The sequence below is a fragment of the Sphingopyxis sp. SE2 genome (assembly GCF_032227185.1).
Classification (GTDB): Bacteria; Pseudomonadota; Alphaproteobacteria; order Sphingomonadales; family Sphingomonadaceae; genus Sphingopyxis.
Genome location: NZ_JAPMXW010000001.1, coordinates 1,351,344 through 1,368,559 on the forward strand (window position 1 = coordinate 1,351,344; position 17,216 = coordinate 1,368,559).

Annotated in this window: 18 protein-coding genes and 1 tRNA gene; 8 read left to right on the top strand and 11 right to left on the bottom strand. The window is 65.7% G+C overall.

Annotated elements, in window-relative coordinates; all coding sequences use genetic code 11:
• Positions 1-98: 98 nt before the first annotated feature.
• The 4 genes from OVY29_RS06400 to thiE form a co-directional block, all read right to left on the bottom strand.
• The gene (locus OVY29_RS06400) at positions 99-917 is read right to left on the bottom strand and encodes an inositol monophosphatase family protein (RefSeq protein WP_037553877.1); all 819 of its coding nucleotides are present in this window, start codon (positions 915-917) and stop codon (positions 99-101) included.
• Positions 918-1,038: 121 nt separating this feature from the next.
• Positions 1,039-1,602 (bottom strand): elongation factor P, encoded by a 564-nt coding sequence (gene efp, locus OVY29_RS06405; protein ID WP_037553878.1) that lies wholly within the window; start codon positions 1,600-1,602, stop codon positions 1,039-1,041.
• A 107-nt stretch (positions 1,603-1,709) separates the two neighbouring features.
• Complete coding sequence (locus tag OVY29_RS06410; RefSeq protein WP_037553879.1) at positions 1,710-3,671, bottom strand: OPT family oligopeptide transporter; 1,962 nt, start codon at positions 3,669-3,671, stop codon at positions 1,710-1,712.
• 283 nt (positions 3,672-3,954) lie between these two features.
• Positions 3,955-4,593 carry a thiamine phosphate synthase gene (gene thiE, locus OVY29_RS06415; RefSeq protein ID WP_037553880.1) on the bottom strand — a complete coding sequence of 213 codons (639 nt, stop codon included), beginning with the start codon at positions 4,591-4,593 and terminating at the stop codon, positions 3,955-3,957.
• 35 nt (positions 4,594-4,628) lie between these two features.
• Here thiE and OVY29_RS06420 point away from each other — a divergent pair, with 35 nt between their 5' ends.
• The gene (locus tag OVY29_RS06420; protein WP_037553881.1) at positions 4,629-5,027 is read left to right on the top strand and encodes a hypothetical protein; all 399 of its coding nucleotides are present in this window, start codon (positions 4,629-4,631) and stop codon (positions 5,025-5,027) included.
• A 103-nt stretch (positions 5,028-5,130) separates the two neighbouring features.
• On the opposite strand, the gene OVY29_RS06425 is transcribed toward OVY29_RS06420, so the two are convergent.
• The 5 genes from OVY29_RS06425 to tkt form a co-directional block, all read right to left on the bottom strand.
• A complete protein-coding gene (locus OVY29_RS06425) occupies positions 5,131-5,787 on the bottom strand; it encodes an O-methyltransferase (protein ID WP_037553883.1) in 657 nt (218 codons plus the stop codon).
• Between the two features lie 3 nt (positions 5,788-5,790).
• Complete coding sequence (locus OVY29_RS06430) at positions 5,791-6,660, bottom strand: fructose bisphosphate aldolase (RefSeq protein WP_200880138.1); 870 nt, start codon at positions 6,658-6,660, stop codon at positions 5,791-5,793.
• A gap of 100 nt (positions 6,661-6,760) precedes the next feature.
• Positions 6,761-7,957, bottom strand: a complete 1,197-nt coding sequence (locus tag OVY29_RS06435) for a phosphoglycerate kinase (protein WP_037553887.1) — start codon at positions 7,955-7,957, stop codon at positions 6,761-6,763.
• A 131-nt stretch (positions 7,958-8,088) separates the two neighbouring features.
• A complete protein-coding gene (gene gap / locus OVY29_RS06440) occupies positions 8,089-9,096 on the bottom strand; it encodes a type I glyceraldehyde-3-phosphate dehydrogenase (RefSeq protein ID WP_037553889.1) in 1,008 nt (335 codons plus the stop codon).
• 36 nt (positions 9,097-9,132) lie between these two features.
• Positions 9,133-11,115: a transketolase gene (gene tkt / locus OVY29_RS06445; protein WP_037553890.1), complete on the bottom strand. Its 1,983-nt coding sequence runs from the start codon at positions 11,113-11,115 to the stop codon at positions 9,133-9,135.
• A 156-nt stretch (positions 11,116-11,271) separates the two neighbouring features.
• Here tkt and OVY29_RS06450 point away from each other — a divergent pair, with 156 nt between their 5' ends.
• From OVY29_RS06450 to OVY29_RS06465, 4 genes are all read left to right on the top strand, one after another.
• Entirely contained in the window at positions 11,272-11,478 is a 207-nt protein-coding gene (locus OVY29_RS06450; protein ID WP_037553893.1) for a hypothetical protein, read from the top strand.
• Entirely contained in the window at positions 11,471-11,917 is a 447-nt protein-coding gene (locus OVY29_RS06455; RefSeq protein WP_037553896.1) for a cell division protein ZapA, read from the top strand. Before OVY29_RS06450 ends, OVY29_RS06455 begins: the two co-directional genes overlap by 8 nt.
• Positions 11,918-12,136: 219 nt before the next feature.
• Positions 12,137-12,730 carry a 5-formyltetrahydrofolate cyclo-ligase gene (locus tag OVY29_RS06460; RefSeq protein ID WP_037553898.1) on the top strand — a complete coding sequence of 198 codons (594 nt, stop codon included), beginning with the start codon at positions 12,137-12,139 and terminating at the stop codon, positions 12,728-12,730.
• On the top strand, positions 12,727-12,972 hold the full coding sequence (locus OVY29_RS06465) for a DUF2842 domain-containing protein (protein ID WP_268746855.1): 246 nt from the start codon (positions 12,727-12,729) through the stop codon (positions 12,970-12,972). Before OVY29_RS06460 ends, OVY29_RS06465 begins: the two co-directional genes overlap by 4 nt.
• A gap of 77 nt (positions 12,973-13,049) precedes the next feature.
• Here the strand turns inward: OVY29_RS06465 and OVY29_RS06470 are convergent.
• Positions 13,050-13,126, bottom strand: a tRNA-Asp gene (locus OVY29_RS06470).
• A gap of 43 nt (positions 13,127-13,169) precedes the next feature.
• The gene (locus OVY29_RS06475; protein ID WP_235211435.1) at positions 13,170-14,369 is read right to left on the bottom strand and encodes an AI-2E family transporter; all 1,200 of its coding nucleotides are present in this window, start codon (positions 14,367-14,369) and stop codon (positions 13,170-13,172) included.
• Positions 14,370-14,562: 193 nt separating this feature from the next.
• Here OVY29_RS06475 and OVY29_RS06480 point away from each other — a divergent pair, with 193 nt between their 5' ends.
• From OVY29_RS06480 to OVY29_RS06490, 3 genes are all read left to right on the top strand, one after another.
• Positions 14,563-15,567 (top strand): DUF11 domain-containing protein, encoded by a 1,005-nt coding sequence (locus OVY29_RS06480; RefSeq protein WP_235211436.1) that lies wholly within the window; start codon positions 14,563-14,565, stop codon positions 15,565-15,567.
• A gap of 11 nt (positions 15,568-15,578) precedes the next feature.
• Positions 15,579-16,043, top strand: a complete 465-nt coding sequence (locus tag OVY29_RS06485; protein ID WP_081932978.1) for a DUF11 domain-containing protein — start codon at positions 15,579-15,581, stop codon at positions 16,041-16,043.
• Between the two features lie 73 nt (positions 16,044-16,116).
• Positions 16,117-17,184, top strand: a complete 1,068-nt coding sequence (locus tag OVY29_RS06490; protein ID WP_052182028.1) for a DUF11 domain-containing protein — start codon at positions 16,117-16,119, stop codon at positions 17,182-17,184.
• Positions 17,185-17,216 lie beyond the last annotated feature (32 nt).

Sequence of the window (17,216 nt, forward strand, 5' to 3'; positions counted from 1 at the left end):
AGCACTTCCCCCTTTTCGTCACCCCGGACTTGATCCGGGGTCCATAACCGCACCGTTGGAATGGATGCCGGATCAAGTCCGGCATGATGAAAGGAAGATCACGCGTTGCGCAGCGCGCCCGCGACCAGCTTCTGCAGCTTCGAATGCACCGCGGCGCTGCCCGCAATGAATTCGCTGCGGTCGATCGCACGGTCGCCGCCGCGGAAATCGCTGACGAAGCCGCCGGCTTCGCGCACGAGCAACATGCCCGCGGCGACGTCCCAGACCTGCAGGTCGCTTTCCCAGAAACCGTCGTAGCGGCCCGCCGCGACCCACGCGAGGTCCAGGCTCGCGGCGCCGAAGCGGCGGATGCCGGCGACTTCGGGCGCGACCGCACCGAAAATGCGACTCCACTGCGCCATATTGCCATGGCCCATATACGGAATGCCCGTCGCGATCAGGCATTCGTTGAGGTGGCGGCGCGACGCGACGCGAAGGCGCCGGTCATGCAGCCACGCGCCGCGGCCGCGCTCGGCCCAATAGCTTTCGTCGGTGACGGGCTGATAGACGAGCGCCGCCGTCACCTCGCCCCAGCCGCCGCCGGGCTTGGGCTCCTGCACCGCGATCGAGATCGCGAAATGCGGGATCGCGTGGAGAAAGTTCGAGGTTCCGTCGAGCGGATCGATGATGAAGCGCGGCTTGCCGGGATCGCCCTCGATCTCGCCTGCCTCTTCCATCTTGAAGCCCCAGCCCGGACGCGCGTGGGTCAGCTCGTCGTAAAGCGTGCGCTCGGCCGCCTGATCGGCCTTCGACACGAAATCGGCCGGGCCCTTCTGCGAGACCTGCAGATGCTCGATCTCGCCGAAGTCGCGACGCAGCTTTGTGCCGGCCTTGCGCGCGGCGCGTTCCATGACGGTGATGATGCCGGATACGGCCATAATCAATCTCCCCCCTCCCGCTTGCGGGAGGGGTCGGGGGAGGGAATGTTTCCTACCGGAAAGAACCCGTCCCTCGACAGGCCCTCCCCTAGCCCCTCCCGCACGCGGGAGGGGAACTCATTCAATCCGCACGCCGCACATATTCGCGGTCGTACACATGCACGACGATGCGGGTCCCGCTGGTGATGTGCGGCGGCACCATCACGCGCACGCCATTGTCGAGGATCGCGGGCTTGTACGACGAGGACGCGGTTTGTCCTTTGACCACCGCGTCGGCCTCGACGATCGTCGCTTCGATCGTTTCAGGGAGTTCGACCGAGATCGGGCGTTCTTCCCAAAGCTCGAGCACGACGTCCATGCCGTCCTGCAGGAACTCGTGCGCTTCGCCGACGACGTCCTTCGAGATGTTGATCTGTTCGAAGCTGTCCTTGTCCATGAATACCAGATCGTCGCCCTCGGCATAGAGGAACTGGAAATCCTTGGTGTCGAGGCGCACCTTTTCGACCGTATCCGCGCTGCGGAAACGGTTGTTGAGCTTGCGCCCGTCGATCAGATTCTTGGCTTCGACCTGCATATAGGCGCCGCCCTTGCCCGGCTGGGTGTGCTGGATCTTGGTGACCTTCCAGATGCCGCCTTCATATTCGATAATATTGCCGGGACGGATTTCAACGCCGGTGATCTTCATCGCGCACACTCACTAGACAAGAATGGAAAGAGCAAAGCCGCGCCCGCCGGGCACCGCCATCAGGTGCGCGCCTTTAGCCGCGCGCGCGCCGAAGGGCAAGCGGCGTGTCAGGGCGTCGCCACGACCATCGCGCGCGTGCGCTTGTAGCTGAGCCAGACCAGCCCGACGAAGAGCAGCAGGCCCACCCACGGCGCATAGGGCGCATAACCGTCGCCGACCACGGCGAGCGGCGCGTCGCTGCCGCTGCCCGCGACAATGCCTGCATAGAGCACGCCGAACAGGCTTTCGCCGACGATCATGCCCGTCGCGGTGAGCACGCCCATGCGGTGCGCGAAGCTCGCGTTCGGGCGCTTTGCCGCCCAGCGATCGTAGAACCAGCCGCCGACCGCGCCGATCACCACCGGCAGGATCACCGCCATCGGCAGATAGATACCGATGCCGATCGCCAAGGGGGGAAGCCGGAGCTTGCCCGCGCGCCCCAGCATCGCATCGACGACGATGAAGCCGGCCCCCGCGATCGCGCCATAGCTCAGCATCGTCCAGTTGAGGTCGCCGCCGAGCACCCCCTGCGCGAGCGACGAGATCAGCCCCGCCTGCGGCGCCGCGAGCGCGTTCGGCCCTGCCCCCGGCGCGCCGACGAAACCCAATGTCTCGTTGAGCACGTTGAGCACCGGCGGCACGACAAGCGAGCCGAAGATCACGCCGATGATCAGCGCGACCTGCTGCTTCCAAGGCGTCGCGCCGACGAGCTGGCCGGTTTTGAGGTCCTGCAGATTGTCGTTCGAGATCGTCGCGATGCCGAAGACGAGCCCGGTGACGATCAGCGCATAGGCGACCATCGCGCTCACTTCGACCTCGCCCCCACCGCGCCCGAGCAGGCCGAGAAGGAGCAGCGACGAAGCGATGATCGCGAGGATGCCGATTCCCGACACGGGCGAGTTCGACGCCCCGATCAAGCCCGCCATATAGCCGGTGACCGAGGCGATCATCAGCCCGACGATGATGATGAACAGGATCGCGCCCGCGATCAGCGCGAACGACGCGCCGGCGAGCGGCCCGCCCGAAAGCTCCGTCCAGAGCAAAGCGCCGATCGGCAGCATCAGGAACAGCGACCCGCCGAACACCCAGCCGATCGACATATCCTGTTCCTCGATCGCCAGCGCCTGCCCGCCCTGTCGCGCGCGGCTTGCCGCCATCGCCGAACGGATGCCGCCGAGCACCGGGCCTGCGATCTTGATCAGCGTCCAGATCGCCGCGACCGCGATCACCCCCGCGCCGAAAAAGCGCACGTCGGCGCGAAACACCGTGTTCGCCAGCGTCTCGGCATCGCCCGCGCCGCCTTGCGTCAGGATCGGTAGCAGCACCCACCAGCCGGTGATCAACCCGACGAGTTGCGCCATGCCGACCGACAGCCCGACGAGGTGGCCGACCCCGAACAGCGCGAAGGCGAGCCCGCCCGCGACGCCGGTCGCGCCGCTCCCGACCGCGAACCAGCGCGCGACCTCGGCCCCTGCGAGCTTCATCTGGGTGAGCAGGGTAAAGCCCGCCGCGACGAGCGCGTTCCACACGAGCGCCGACAGGCCCGCGCGATTCTCCTCGGCGCCCTCGGCGCTGGCCACACCGACCTTCAGCACTTCGGCGGCGGCGCGGCCTTCGGGATAGGGCAGGTCCGAATCGACGACGAGCGCGCGGCGCAGCGGTACCGAGAAGAGCACCCCCAATATGCCGCCGAGCATCGTGATCGCGGTCGTTTCGAGCAGCGGAAAGCCCTGCCAGTAACCGACCATGACCAGCCCCGGCAGCACGAAGATGATCGCCGCCAGCGTGCCGGCGGCGCTCGCGATCGTCTGGACGATATTATTCTCGAGGATCGTCGACCCCGCCATATAGCGCAGCAGCGCCATCGAAATCACCGCCGCGGGAATCGACGTCGCAAAGGTCAGCCCGACCTTCAGCCCCAGATAGACGTTCGCCGCGGTGAACGCCAAAGTCAGCAGCCCCCCGAGCAAGACGGCCCGGATCGTAAGTTCGCGCCCGCGTGACGTCGGCGCTGCGGTGGTTTCGGCCATAAATTTCTCCCCGGCGGCTGTCTTGCGGGCTGGCGCGCGCCGCGCAAGCGAAAACGCGATGAACCGAAGCCGATTTGACGCATCGATCCAATATGGCGCGCGGCAACGGTGCCATATCGGCCGCCATGATGAGTATCGAGCGTCCTGACCTTACCCCGCCGCCCCCTCGCGGCAACGCAGCAACTTCGTCGCGGGGGGCTCCTTGCGCCGGCCTTTTTGGCTGGCGCAAGGATGCGGCGACGTCGCCTGCTCCCAAAAAGGCGCCGAAAACGCCGGGGCGCGACTATCCCGCCGGCTGATTTTCGAGAATATCGGCAAAGGCGCGCACCGCCGCTGCCGGCCCGTCGGGATGCGCCCACACGCCGCCGGACACCGCAAGAAAATCGGCCCCGGCTTCGACCAGAATCTTTGCATTATCCGTCGTGATCCCGCCGATCGCGACGCACGGCAGTTCGAACAAGCCCTGCCACCAGGTCAATATTTCGGGTTCGGGATGATGCTCGACGGCCTTGGTCGTCGTCGGGAAGAAGGCGCCGAACGCGACATAATCCGCGCCGGCTTCACCCGCTTCCATCGCGAGATGGCGGCTGTCGTGGCACGTCACCCCGATCTGCGTGTCGGGGCCGAGCAGGCGGCGCGCTTCCTTCGGATCGCCATCGCCCTGCCCCAGATGGACCCCGTCGGCCTTCAGCCGTTTCGCGAGCGCGACGTCGTCGTTGACGATGAAGGCGACCTCGTGCGCGGCGCAAATCGCCTGCAGCGGTTCGGCGAGCCGCGCCGCTTCATGCTGGTCGATGTCTTTGACGCGAAACTGGAAAGCGGCGACAGGTCCGGCGGACAGCGCTTCCTCCAGCCGGGCCGGAAAATCGCCCCCGACGTCGAGAGGAGAAATGAGGTAAAGCTGGCAATGGGTCGTGGTCATGGCGCGTTCATAGCGATGCCGCCAGAGACGGGCAAATGCAGAACATCGTGCGCCTTGCCGCCATCACCCTCCCCGCCGCCATCGCGCTTTCGGCCTGCGCCACTACGGCCGCTGCACCGCTGCCCGACGGCAGCGACGTCGCGCTTGGCGAGCGCGCCTATGTCGACGGCCCGATCGTCCAGCCGGTCGAAGTTATCGAGGACAGCCGCTGCCCGATGAACGCGCGCTGCGTCTGGGCCGGGCGCGTGCGGGTCAAGATGGTCTGGATCCGCGGCAATGGCGAAAAACAGCCGTTCGAGGCCACGCTCGGCGAGCCGACCCATCTCGCCGACGGCCAGTTCACGCTCGAATCGGTGCGGCCGGAAAAGCGCACCGATGTGGCGCTGGAATCCTCCGACTACCGCTTCTCGTTCCGTTTCGCGGGCGGGCTGTAGATCCCTCGTCATCCCGGCGAAGGCCGGGATCTCGCCGGTGCATCAGAACGCGAGGTTGAGATTCCGGACTTCGCCGGGATGACGCCCGACATGGGGCGGCCGGCTAACGCACCCGCGCCAGCACGAAACCGTCCCATTTCTTCGCGCCGACCGTCTGCACCGCGGTCGCGTCGAGGCGCGGATTGGTCGCAAGCATGTCGAACAACGCGCGTGTGCCGGCAATGCGCTCGTCGTCGCTGTCCGCGTCGAGCACCCCGCCCTCGCGCACGACATTGTCGACGATGATCGTCGTGCCGGGACGGCCGAGCCGGATCGCCTCCTCGACATAATGCGCGTTGTTCTGCTTGTCGGCGTCGATGAAGACGAAGTCGAAAGGCGCTTCGCCGGTCATCGCGGCAAGGCTGTCGGCGGCGGGGCCGACGCGGATATCGACCTTTCCCGCCTGTCCCGCCCGCTCCAGATTCTCGCGCGCCACGCGGGCGTGATGCGCCTCCAACTCGAGCGTCACCAGTTCGCCGCCGTCGGGCAGCGCCCGCGCCAGCCAGATCGTCGAATAACCGCCGAGCGTTCCGATTTCGAGGATGCGCTTCGCGCCGGCGATCTGCGCGAGCAGGAAGAGCATCTTGCCCTGCACCGCCGACACGTCAATCGGCGGCAGTCCCTGTTTTTCATTGTTGGCGAGCGTGGTGGCAAGCGCGTCGTCCGTGCCCAGCAATTTGCCGGCGATATAATCGTCGACGGCTTGCCACCCCTCTCCCATCACCTAGGCCACAGAGGCCGCGTGAATTTCGTCGATCGCGCCGCCGAGCGAGCTGTTGAACTCGTCGTCATTCATCTGGTGACGAAGGTCTTCCAGAAGCGCGCGGCTGAAGCTCGCGATGATGCCCGGGTTTTTCGCCAGCTCGACGCACGCCTCGGGGCGCGCGAAGCCGCCCGACAGCGCGACGACGCGCAGTACCTTGGGATGATCGACGAGCGGTTGGAACAGGCCTGCTTCGGTCGGCAAGGAGAGCTTCAGCATCACCGGCGCGCCGGTCCAGGCATCGAGCGCCGCGAGCAGTTCCTTGAGCAGCAGGCGGTCGGCGGCATCGCGCTCGGCGCTCTTGATGTTCACTTCGGGTTCGATGATCGGGACGAGGCCATGCGCCGCGATGCGCTTCGCTTCGGCGAACTGCTGATCGACGATCGCCTTGATCCCCGCCGGATTGGCGAGATTGACGACGCTGCGCATCTTGGTGCCGAACACGCCCTTCGCAACCGCGCGTTCGCACAGATCGTCGAGGCCCGGGTTCGCCTTCATCAACTGGACGCCATCGGCTTCGTCCTCAAGCCCCTTGTCCACTTTAAGGAACGGCACCACGCCGCGTTCCCACAAGAGCGCCGGAACCGGCTTGCCGCCCGCTTCGCCGTCCATCGTGCGTTCGAACAGGATCGCGCCGATCACCTTCTCGCCATTGAAGCAGGGTGCAGTGACGATGCGGCTGCGCATGTCGTGGATCAGGCCGAACATCTCTTCGTCGTTCGAAAAGGCGTCGGCTTCGATGCCATAACCCTTCAATGCCTTGGGCGTCGAACCGCCGCTCTGGTCGAGCGCGGCGATAAAGCCCTGCCCCGATTTGATCTGGTCGAGCATTTCGGCATTGGCGGTGGTCATGGGATCTCCGGTTGTTTGCATACGTATGTGGCGGTGCCCATAGCGGCCCCAGTGGCCCGATGCAACGCGGGCGGAAGTTCTACGCCTTCAGCGCGTCGACGCCCGGCAACGGCTTGCCTTCCATCCATTCCAGGAAGGCACCGCCGGCGGTCGAAACGAAGCTGAAGTCGCCGGCGACTCCGGCGTGGTTGAGCGCCGCGACGGTATCGCCGCCGCCCGCGACCGAGGTCAGCGAGCCTTCGCGCGTCAGCGCGGCGGCAGTCTTGGCGAGCGCGACGGTCGCGGTGTCGAACGGCGGCGTCTCGAACGCACCGAGCGGCCCGTTCCACACGAGCGTGCGGCAATTTTTGAGAACGTCGGCGAGCGCCTCGACCGCGGCGGGGCCGACGTCGAGGATCATTTCGTCGGCGGCGACCTCGTGGACGTTGACGGTGCGCGTCGGCGGATTCGGCGCGAATTCCTTCGCCACCACGACGTCATAGGGCAGATGGATCGTGCAGCCCGCCGCATCGGCGGCGTCGAAGATCGCATTGGCGGTGTCGACCAGATCATGCTCGCAAAGCGACTTGCCGACATCGACCCCGCGCGCGGCGAGGAAGGTGTTCGCCATGCCGCCGCCGATGATCAGATGATCGACCTGCGCAACCAGGTTCCTGAGCACATCGATCTTGCTCGACACCTTCGCGCCGCCGACGACCGCCGCGACGGGATGCGCCGGATTGCCGAGCGCGGCGTCGAGTGCCTTGAGTTCGGCTTCCATCGCGCGGCCGGCATAGGCAGGCAGGCGATGCGCGATACCCTCGGTCGAGCCATGCGCGCGGTGCGCCGCCGAAAAGGCGTCGTTGACGTACAGGTCGCCGATCTTGGCGAGCGCATCGGCGAAGGCGGGGTCGTTCTTTTCCTCGCCGGGATAGAAGCGCGTATTTTCGAGCACCGCGACGTCGCCGGGCGCGAGCACCGCGACGCCCGCCTTCGCGCCGTCCCCTATGGCTTCGGGGATGAACATGACCGAATGGCCGAGCACATCCTCGACCCCGCCCATGACGAGGCTCAGCGACTGCGTCGGGTTCTTCGCGCCCTTCGGCCGCCCGAAATGCGCGAGCAGCAGGACGATCGCCCCCTTGTCCGACAGTTCGCGGATCGTCGGCATCGCCGCCTGGATCCGGGTCGCGTCGCTGACCGCCCCCTCGAACAACGGAACGTTGAGGTCGACGCGCACGAGCACGCGCTTGCCGGTGACGTCACCGATATCGTCGAGGGTCTTGAACGCGGTCATTTCTCTCACTCCGTCCCCGGAGCGTGCCCCTGCGAAGGCAGGGGCCCATCTCCTAAGCTTTCCGTCTCCGCGTCCTCACTGTATCGATCCGACCGGAGATGGCCCCCTGTTTTCGCAGGGGCACCGTCGAATTACAGCAGCTTGGCGATCACGCCCGCGGTGTCGACCATGCGGTTCGAGAAACCCCATTCATTGTCGTACCAGCTGACGACGCGAACCAGCTTGCCTTCGAGCACCGAGGTTTCGAGGCTGTCGATCGTCGAGCTGGCCGGGCAGTGGTTGTAATCGATCGAAACCAGCGGTTCGTCCGAATAAGCGAGCACGCCCTTCAGCGCGCCTTCCGACGCATCCTTCAGGATCTTGTTCACTTCCTCGACGCTCGTGTCGCGCTTCGGGGTGAAGGTCAGGTCGACCAGGCTGACGTTCGGGGTCGGCACGCGGATCGCCGAACCGTCGAGCTTGCCCTTGAGCTCGGGAAGCACTTCGCCGACCGCGCGCGCGGCGCCCGTCGTCGTCGGGATGATCGACATGCCCGCGGCACGCGCGCGGCGCATGTCGCTGTGAATCTGGTCGAGGATCTTCTGGTCGTTGGTATAGGCGTGGACCGTGGTCATCAGCCCGCGCTCGATGCCGAGCGTGTCGTTGAGCACCTTGGCGACCGGCGCGAGGCAGTTGGTCGTGCAGCTCGCGTTCGACACGATCTTGTGCTCGCCGGTCAGCTTGTCGTGGTTGACGCCATAAACGACGGTCAGGTCGACGCCCTTCGCGGGGGCCGAGATCAGCACGCGCTTCGCGCCGGCGGCGAGGTGCTTGCCCGCGCTGTCGGCGTCGGTGAAAAAGCCCGTGCATTCGAGCGCGATGTCGACGCCCAGCGCGCCGTGCGGCAGGTTCGCGGGATCGCGTTCGGCGGTCACCTTGATCGCCTTGCCGTTGACGATCATCTGGTCGCCTTCGGCCGAAACCTCACCCGGGAAAGGACCGTGAACGCTGTCGCGCTTGAACAGCAGCGCATTGGCCTTGGCGTCGGCGAGGTCGTTGATCGCAACGAGCTCGAGCCCGCAGTCGGGGCGTTCGAGGATCGCGCGCGCCACGAGGCGGCCGATGCGTCCGAAACCGTTGATTGCGACTTTCACTGCCATGTCGGGGAGTCCTTTCTGCGAATGGGCGGCCGGTCCTTAATCGTTCAGCCGGGCCAGGATCTGGGGTGCGATAGCATCGGCGGTCAGGCCGAAATGCTTGAATAGTTCTTCAATCGGGGCCGAGGCGCCGAAGCTGTCGATGCCGAAGCGCAGGCCGTGGCGGCCGGTATAGCGTTCCCAGCCGAAGGTGGTGCCCGCCTCGATCGACACGATCAGCGCGTCCTGGGGCAGGATATCGGCCTGATAAGCTGCGGTCTGCTCGTCGAACAGCTCGGTTGAGACCATCGAAACGACGTCGGCACCCCGACCTGCGGCTTCGAGCTTGTCGGCGACTTCGATCGCGAGCGACACTTCCGAGCCCGTTGCGACGAGCACGACCTTGCGCGCGGCCGAAGCTCCACGCAGGCGGTAACCGCCTTTCGCGCATAGATTTTCGGTGACGTCATGACGCAGCGGCGGGAGATTCTGGCGGGTCAGTGCGAGCAGCGACGGGCGATCCTCCTGCGCCAGCGCGAGCGCCCAGCATTCGGCGGTCTCGACCGCGTCGGCGGGACGCATAACGAGCAGGTTCGGCATCGCGCGGAGCGACTGGAGATGCTCGATCGGCTGGTGCGTCGGGCCGTCCTCGCCGAGCCCGATGCTGTCGTGCGTCATCACATAGACGACGCGCTGCTGCTGGAGCGCCGACAGGCGGATCGCCGCGCGGCAATAATCGGCGAACACCAGGAAGGTGCCGCCATAGGGCACGACACCGCCATGCAGCGCCATGCCGTTCATCGCCGCGGCCATGCCGAACTCGCGGATGCCATAATAGATATAGCGGCCCGAATAATCATTCCTTGTCAGCGGCTTGGTCGACGAGGTTTTGGTATTGTTCGAACCCGTCAGGTCGGCGCTGCCGCCGACCAGCGACGCGATGTCGGCGGTGAGCGCGCTCAGCGTGTTCTCCGACGCCTTGCGCGTCGCGACCTTCGGCGGCTCGGCGACGAGGCCGTCGAGATAGGCCTTGAAGGCGTCGCCCGGAACGACCTTGCCACTCAGCCGCGCTTCGAAATCCTTTTTCTTTTCGCTACTTGCGAGCCGATCATTCCATTCGGCATGAAGCTTCTTGCCCTTCTCGCCGAACGCCGCCCACGCCGACGCGATGTCGGCCGGGATAACGAACGGCTCGGCGGTCCAGCCGAGTTCCTTGCGCGCCGCGGCGATCTCGTCGGCGCCGAGCGGGGCGCCATGCGTCGCCGACGTCCCCTGCTTGTTCGGCGCGCCGAAGCCGATGATCGTGCGGCACGCGATCAAAGACGGGCGCGGATCGGCAAGCGCGGCGTCGATTGCGCGGCGAATGTCGGCCGGATCGTGACCGTCGCAGCTTTCGACATGCCAGCCCGTCGCCGCATAGCGCGCCTGAATGTCCTCGCTCGTCGACAGGTCGGTCGACCCGTCGATCGTGATCTTGTTGTCGTCCCACAGCACCATCAGTCGCCCGAGCTGCAAATGTCCAGCCAAACCAATGGCTTCGTGGTTGATGCCTTCCATCAGACAGCCGTCGCCGGCGATGACATATGTGCGATGATCGACAAGATCGTCGCCATAGACCGCGTTCAGATGCCGCTCGGCGATCGCCATCCCGACCGCGGTCGCGAGCCCCTGCCCCAGCGGCCCCGTCGTCGTCTCGACGCCCTCGAGCTCGAAATTCTCGGGGTGTCCCGCGCACGGACTGCCCAGCTGGCGGAAGTTGCGGATGTCGCCCAGCGTCGGCCGCGCATAGCCCGCGAGATTGAGCGTCGCATAGGCGAGCATCGAGCCGTGACCCGCGGAAAGAACGAATCGGTCGCGATCGGCCCATTTCGGATCGCTCGGATCGAACTTCAAATAGTCCGAATAAAGCACGGTGGCGACGTCGGCCATGCCCATCGGCATCCCGGGATGGCCGCTGTTTGCGGCCTGTACGGCGTCCATCGCAAGCGCGCGGATCGCGTTGGCGAGTTGACGTTCGGCCAAATGACCTTCGGGATATGTCATGAGTCCCCCGGGAAAGGATGTGAAGATGACCGGATTCGGTGGGGACAGCCCTTTGCGGGGGCGGGGTCAGGAGTCAACCGCCTGTGGACAAATTGTGGCGCATTTCGGCGCGGAGAGGCGATTGCACCCCTCCCCGCGCGCTGCTAACCCTTGGCCATGGAACTCGATCTCGACGAATCCAGTCTGGCCATCGGCCGTATCGAACGCGCACTGAGCCGCATCGAAAAGGCCCTGACCGACCGGGCGAACCGCCCCGCACCCAGCGTTGCCGCGCCCGCCGCCGATCAATCGCCGCTGAAGGCCGAGGTTGCCGCCGTCATCGGCGAACTCGACCGACTGATCGCGGAGGCCGACCGTGGCTGACGTCAAACTGACCATCGGGGGCCGTCCCTACGACGTCCACTGCGCCGACGGGCAGGAAGCGCAGTTGACCCAGTTGGCGTCGGTCATCGATGAAAAGGTCCGGACGATGCCGGGCGGGACCGAGGTGCGGCAATTGCTGTTCGCGGCGCTCATGCTCGCCGACGAGATGCAGGAAGCCCGCGGCAGGGTCGAAAAGACCGAACCCCAATCCGATTCGCTGCGCGCGGCGGTCGCGCTCGCCGAGAGCCGCGAGGCGCAGGCGCGCGACGAATTGAAGGCGGCCATCGCGCGCGAGCAGGACGCGATCAAGGCGCTGGAGACTGCGCGGCAAAATTCGGCGACCACGGCGCCTTCCACCAATCCGTCGAACGACCGCGCGCTGCTGCAGATCGCCGACCGTATCGAAGCCCTCGCGGGAAAAGTCGAGCAACTCCCTTGAGCACGCGCGTCCGCGCCCTTACATAGGGGGCGGCGGGTACTGCCCGGCACGAGCTTTTGCGAAAATCCCTGAGGCGATACATCATCCTAGGGGGCTGTCCCTGCCCGGACCCTGGTCCGACGTACATGGTCCCCACCTGACGTTACTGGCGTCAGAGGACTTTCCAGCAAACGACCTCGGCGGTCCCGCCAACCTGCCCGCCAAGCTCCCGAGGAGGCGATGACCGACCTGTCCGCCGACCTTGCCCAGCAGAAACAGAAATTGCGCGAGCGGCTGCGCTTCCGGCGACGGCATTTCGCCGCGAATCTTGACGGCATGGCGCAACTGGCCGCGTTCCGCGCGCCCCCTGCGCCGCTTTCCGAGCTTCTCGCCGACCATGCCATCGTCGGCGCCTATGTCGCGTGGGGCGACGAGCCCGACATACTTCCGATGTTCGCGGACCTTGCGCAAGCGGGCGCGCTTGCCCTGCCCCATCACGCCGGACGAATCGCGGAAATGGATTTTCGCTTGTGGCGGCCCGACGAATCGCTGGCGAAAGGACCGTGGGGCACGCGCCAGCCTACCGACGACGCACCGTTAGCGAGGCCGAACCTCATTTTCTGTCCGCTCGTCGGATTCGACCGCAGGGGCGGCCGGATCGGTCAGGGCGGCGGTCATTACGACCGCTATTTTGTCGCGCATCCCGGCGCGCTGCGCATCGGTATCGGCTGGTCGGTGCAGGAAATCGACGCTACGCCGCGCGAATCGACCGATATCGCGCTCGACGCGATATTGACCGAGCAGGAATTCATCCTTTGCGGAGATCGTTTGTGAATCAGGACAGCCAGGATCGGTTCGACGGCAATCCTCGCCCGAGCTGGCGCAAGCCCGCGGGCATGTTCCTGATCCTTGCGCTGATCGGCGGCTGGACCGCGATCGTCGTCAGCCTTTCACCATGGGTCGGCACATGGCCGGTGCTGGTGCAGGCGATCTTCTATCTCGTGGCCGGGATCATCTGGATCGCGCCCTTGAAGCCGCTGCTGCGCTGGATGGAACTGGGGACTTGGCGCCGCTAAAGAGCGGCGCCAATCCAATTTTCCGGTGATGGAAAGTCCCAAGCTGCGGTGGCCATTCCGTCCCTGAAGACGAGAAATGGCGCGAGTGACGGGGCTCGAACCCGCGACCTCCGGCGTGACAGGCCGGCACTCTAACCAACTGAGCTACACCCGCGTGTGCTTGGGAGCCGCGCCAATATGGCCCCCGCTTCGGCCTGTCAACCGTCGCTTTCATCATGCGTGCGATTTAATCGATCGCGCACCTCGTCGGTGGTCGTGAGCGTGCCGTGTTCGAACAGGAAACCCGCGAGATCGGGCGTCCCCGTCGACGCGAGCACCGTCTGCAAAATCAGCAGCAGCGGAACCGCGAGCAAAGCGCCCGGCGTCCCCCACACCCACCCCCAGAAGCTCAGCGACACGAGAATGAGCAGTGGATTGATCGTCAGCCGCTTGCCGAGCACCAGCGGCGTGATCAGATTCGCCTCGACCAGATGGACGCCGATAAAGATCAGTGCAGGCAAAAGCGCGAGCCCGACGGCGTCGAAGGTCATTAGCCCGCCGAGCCCCAGCAGCACCGCGGCGACGATCGGCCCCAGATAGGGCACGAAATTGCAGATGCTGACGATCCCGCCCCACATGAAGGGCGACGGCATGCCGAGCGCCCACAGCAGCAGCGCGACCGAAAGGCCCAGAATCGCGTTGATCATCGTGATAGTCGCCAGATAGTCGGCGGTCGCATCGACGACATTCTGAATCACACGCGCGGTCTGCATCGCGCCGTCGAAGCTGCCGCGCCGGCGAATCGTGCCTTTGCGCAGCCGCGTCCAGCCCGCGAGAAAGAAGAAGATGACGAGCACCGCGAAGAACAGCTGGATCGCGGCCGAGGGCGCCGACGAGATGAAATAATCGACCACCGAGGTGGGCGCGGTAGCAGCGACCGCCTGCGCGGTCGCCTCGGTCCCGCTGGCGACCGAGGTCAGCGTGCGGTCGACGAAGCGTTGCAGCGTCGAATAAAAGTCGATGAGCGGCGCCAGATTGCTCTGGATGCGCGGAATCGATTCGGGGATGCGCGCGAACCAGCCCGTTGCCGGCACGACGATGATTGCGAGCGCCGCGTTGATAATCGCGAGGAAGGTAGCAAGCGCAAAAAACGCCGCGAGCGCGGATGGCAGGCCGCGGCGTTCGAGCCATTCGAGCAGCGGCACGAGCGCGATCGCGATGACGATCGCCGCGGTGAGCGGAAGGAAGAATTCCGCGCCGGCTTGCAGGGCAAAGGGCAATCCCAGGCAGAATGCGGCGCCGAGGATCAGCGCGAGCGCGGCAAGCAGCCGGTCGCGGCGAAAATCGTCGATCTCGATCTGGTGCAGCGGATTGACGCGCGGCGGACGCACATCCTTGCTGCCCCGGTCCTCCGCCACCCCGCTTCTCCTCGTTAACCGCCTCACCTTACGCGCGCTTTCCTTGCCGCGCCAGCCGCCCTGTTTCGCGCCGGGCAAGGACCGCACCTGTCCCTAATTGGAGCAAAACATCCTCTTCTACCTGCATTTTAACCAGAAATTACCCTTTATCGGCGACTGACGGCTCCAAGGACCAACCTGTTTCGGAGTCAAAATGATGATGATAGCGCCTGTGGGGGGCGCGAAGCATCGGCTTCTTCCCTCTTGTTCGATCGTTGCCCTGCTCGCCGCGCTCGCGCTGCCGATGCAGGCCGACGCCGCCGGCACACGCGCCGGCTCCACCATCAGCAACACCGCGACCGCGAGCTTCGATGCCGGCGGCGGCGCGACGACGATCGATTCGAACCGCGTCGACCTGCTCGTCGACGAGCTGCTCGACGTCACCGTCGATTCGAGCAACCCCGCCGACGTCCCGACGACGCCCGGCGCGACGGGTCAGGTGCTGACCTTTTCGGTCACCAACAACGGCAACGGCGTCGAGGCCTTCGCCCTGACGACGATCGCCAATGCGGGCGGCGACGATTACGACCCCGCTGTCACGCAAATCTATCTCGACAATGGCGACGGCCTTTTCGATTCGAGTACCGACGCGCTTTATACGCCGGGCGCGAACGACCCGTCGTTCGATCCCGACGAAAGCGTGACGGTCTTCGTCCTCGCAACGACCCCGGGTTCGGCCGCCGACGGCAATCGCGGTATCATCAGCCTCGCCGCCGCCGCAAAAACGGGCACGGGCGATCCCGGCGACAGCTTCGCGGGACAAGGCGAAGGCGGCGGCGATGCTGTCGTCGGCTCGACCGGCGCCGACGGGCAGGACGCGGGTGCATTCCTCGTTTCGGCCGCGACCGTGACGCTCGTCAAATCGGCGGTCGTCACCAATTCGCTGAGCACAGCCGACCCGATCCCGGGTGCGACGATAACCTACACGATCGTCGCCACCGTCGCCGGCAGCGGCTCGGTGAACGGCCTCGCGATCACCGACGATATTCCGGCGGACACCAGCTATGTCCCCGGGTCGATCACGCTCGGCGGCAGCGTGCTCTCCGACGCGGCTGATGCCGACGCCGGCAATTATAACGGCACGCGGATCAACGTCGCGCTCGGCACCGTTGCCGGCGGCCAGACCCGCACCGTCACCTTCCGCACCACGATCGATTGATGGAGATGCCCATGCGCACCGGCCTTTTCCTTTTGCTCGCCGCACTGATGCCCGGTCCGGCGCTTGCCGCGAACCAGGTCGCGCTCGACAATCATGTGTTCGTCGAGCGCGTTTCGACCGACGCCGAGGGCAAGCAACGCATATTGCTCGAAGAACCCAAGGTCGTCGTTCCCGGCGACCGGCTCGTCTTCGTGCTCAACTATCGCAACGCCGGCGCGCAGCCGGCCGACAAGTTCGTCGTCACCAATCCGATGCCCGCGGCGGTTCGCTTCGCGGACGCCGGCGACACGCGGCCTTTCGTCTCGGTCGATGGCGGCAAGCAGTGGGGACTGCTTGCCGACCTCAGCGTTCCGATGGCGGACGGCACGCGCCGCGCCGCGCAACCCGCCGACGTGACGCATATCCGCTGGGCTTTCCAGACCCCGATCCCGGTCGGCGGCACGGGCAAGCTCATGTTTCGGGGAGTTGTCAAATAGCGAAGTGAAATAACCGCTTAACGGTCGCCAGCGGTGGGGAAACGGCGACCACATAAAGCCCAGGAGCTCAGCTATGACCAGCAAGCTGACTTATATGGGTGCCATCGGTCTGACGGCGCTTTCGAGCGTCGCCGCCGCGCCGGCCCTTGCCGCCGGCACGACCGCGGGCACCACGATCACCAATACCGCCACCGTCGACTATCAGGTCGGTGGCGTCGCGCAGGGCCAGCAATCGGCCTCGAACAATTTCACCGTCGACCGCAAGATCAACCTGCTCGTCGAGGAAGTCGCGGATCTCACGACGACCGTCGTGCCCGGGCAGGCCAATGCGGTCACCACTTTCCAGTTGACCAACATATCGAACGAGACGCTCGATTTCGCGCTAGTGGCGACGCAGATCGTCGGCGGCACCGCCTCGCACGGCGGCAGCGACAGCTTCAACGTCAACAATGTCCGCATCTATCGCGACAATATCTCGTCGGGGACGATCGGCAGCTGGGATGCGGGCGATACGCTGATCACCGGCTATGTCGACGAACTCGTCGTCGATACCGCAATCCGCCTGTTCGTCGTCGCCGATATCCCGGCAGCCCTCGCGAACAATTCGGTGGCGGGCGTAACGCTCCGCGCGACCGCCCGCGAAGGCGGGAGCATCGGAACCCAGGGGGCGGCTATTACCGAGACGGCCGGCGCGAACACCGCCGGCAAGGACACGGTATTCGCCGATATCACGGCGGGCGTCGCCGGCGATGCGGCCCGTGATGGATCGCACAGCGATAACGACGATTATACGGTGCAGACGGCGACGCTTGCGGTCACGAAGACCAGTCGCATCATCTCGGATCCGGTCAATGCTACGTCCAATCCGAAGCTGATACCCGGCGCGGTCATCGAATATTGCATTGCGGTCGCCAATAGCGGCAGCGCCGCGGCGACATCGGTGGTCATCACCGACCCGGTTCCGGGCCAGTTGACGTTCAATGCGGGCTCGATCCTGCTCGGCGGAACGGTCACCAGCGGAACGTGCGATTTCAACGGCGCGACGGGCGGCAGCTATGCGGCGCCGAACGTATCGGGGACGATCGCGTCGATCGCCGCGGGCACCGCCAGCACGCTCGTCTTCCGCGCGACCGTCAACTGACCGGGTAACGAAGGGGGCTGCGGGCGATCCGG

What these genes read in the sequence shown, in the direction of transcription:
- OVY29_RS06400 (WP_037553877.1), bottom strand. Translation starts at nt 917, where the DNA reads ATGGCCGTATCCGGCATCATCACCGTCATGGAACGCGCCGCGCGCAAG.
- efp (WP_037553878.1), bottom strand. Translation starts at nt 1,602, where the DNA reads ATGAAGATCACCGGCGTTGAAATCCGTCCCGGCAATATTATCGAATAT.
- OVY29_RS06410 (WP_037553879.1), bottom strand. Translation starts at nt 3,671, where the DNA reads ATGGCCGAAACCACCGCAGCGCCGACGTCACGCGGGCGCGAACTTACG.
- thiE (WP_037553880.1), bottom strand. Translation starts at nt 4,593, where the DNA reads ATGACCACGACCCATTGCCAGCTTTACCTCATTTCTCCTCTCGACGTC.
- OVY29_RS06420 (WP_037553881.1), top strand. Translation starts at nt 4,629, where the DNA reads ATGCAGAACATCGTGCGCCTTGCCGCCATCACCCTCCCCGCCGCCATC.
- OVY29_RS06425 (WP_037553883.1), bottom strand. Translation starts at nt 5,787, where the DNA reads ATGGGAGAGGGGTGGCAAGCCGTCGACGATTATATCGCCGGCAAATTG.
- OVY29_RS06430 (WP_200880138.1), bottom strand. Translation starts at nt 6,660, where the DNA reads ATGCTCGACCAGATCAAATCGGGGCAGGGCTTTATCGCCGCGCTCGAC.
- OVY29_RS06435 (WP_037553887.1), bottom strand. Translation starts at nt 7,957, where the DNA reads ATGACCGCGTTCAAGACCCTCGACGATATCGGTGACGTCACCGGCAAG.
- gap (WP_037553889.1), bottom strand. Translation starts at nt 9,096, where the DNA reads ATGGCAGTGAAAGTCGCAATCAACGGTTTCGGACGCATCGGCCGCCTC.
- tkt (WP_037553890.1), bottom strand. Translation starts at nt 11,115, where the DNA reads ATGACATATCCCGAAGGTCATTTGGCCGAACGTCAACTCGCCAACGCG.
- OVY29_RS06450 (WP_037553893.1), top strand. Translation starts at nt 11,272, where the DNA reads ATGGAACTCGATCTCGACGAATCCAGTCTGGCCATCGGCCGTATCGAA.
- OVY29_RS06460 (WP_037553898.1), top strand. Translation starts at nt 12,137, where the DNA reads ATGACCGACCTGTCCGCCGACCTTGCCCAGCAGAAACAGAAATTGCGC.
- OVY29_RS06480 (WP_235211436.1), top strand. Translation starts at nt 14,563, where the DNA reads ATGATGATGATAGCGCCTGTGGGGGGCGCGAAGCATCGGCTTCTTCCC.
- OVY29_RS06485 (WP_081932978.1), top strand. Translation starts at nt 15,579, where the DNA reads ATGCGCACCGGCCTTTTCCTTTTGCTCGCCGCACTGATGCCCGGTCCG.
- OVY29_RS06490 (WP_052182028.1), top strand. Translation starts at nt 16,117, where the DNA reads ATGACCAGCAAGCTGACTTATATGGGTGCCATCGGTCTGACGGCGCTT.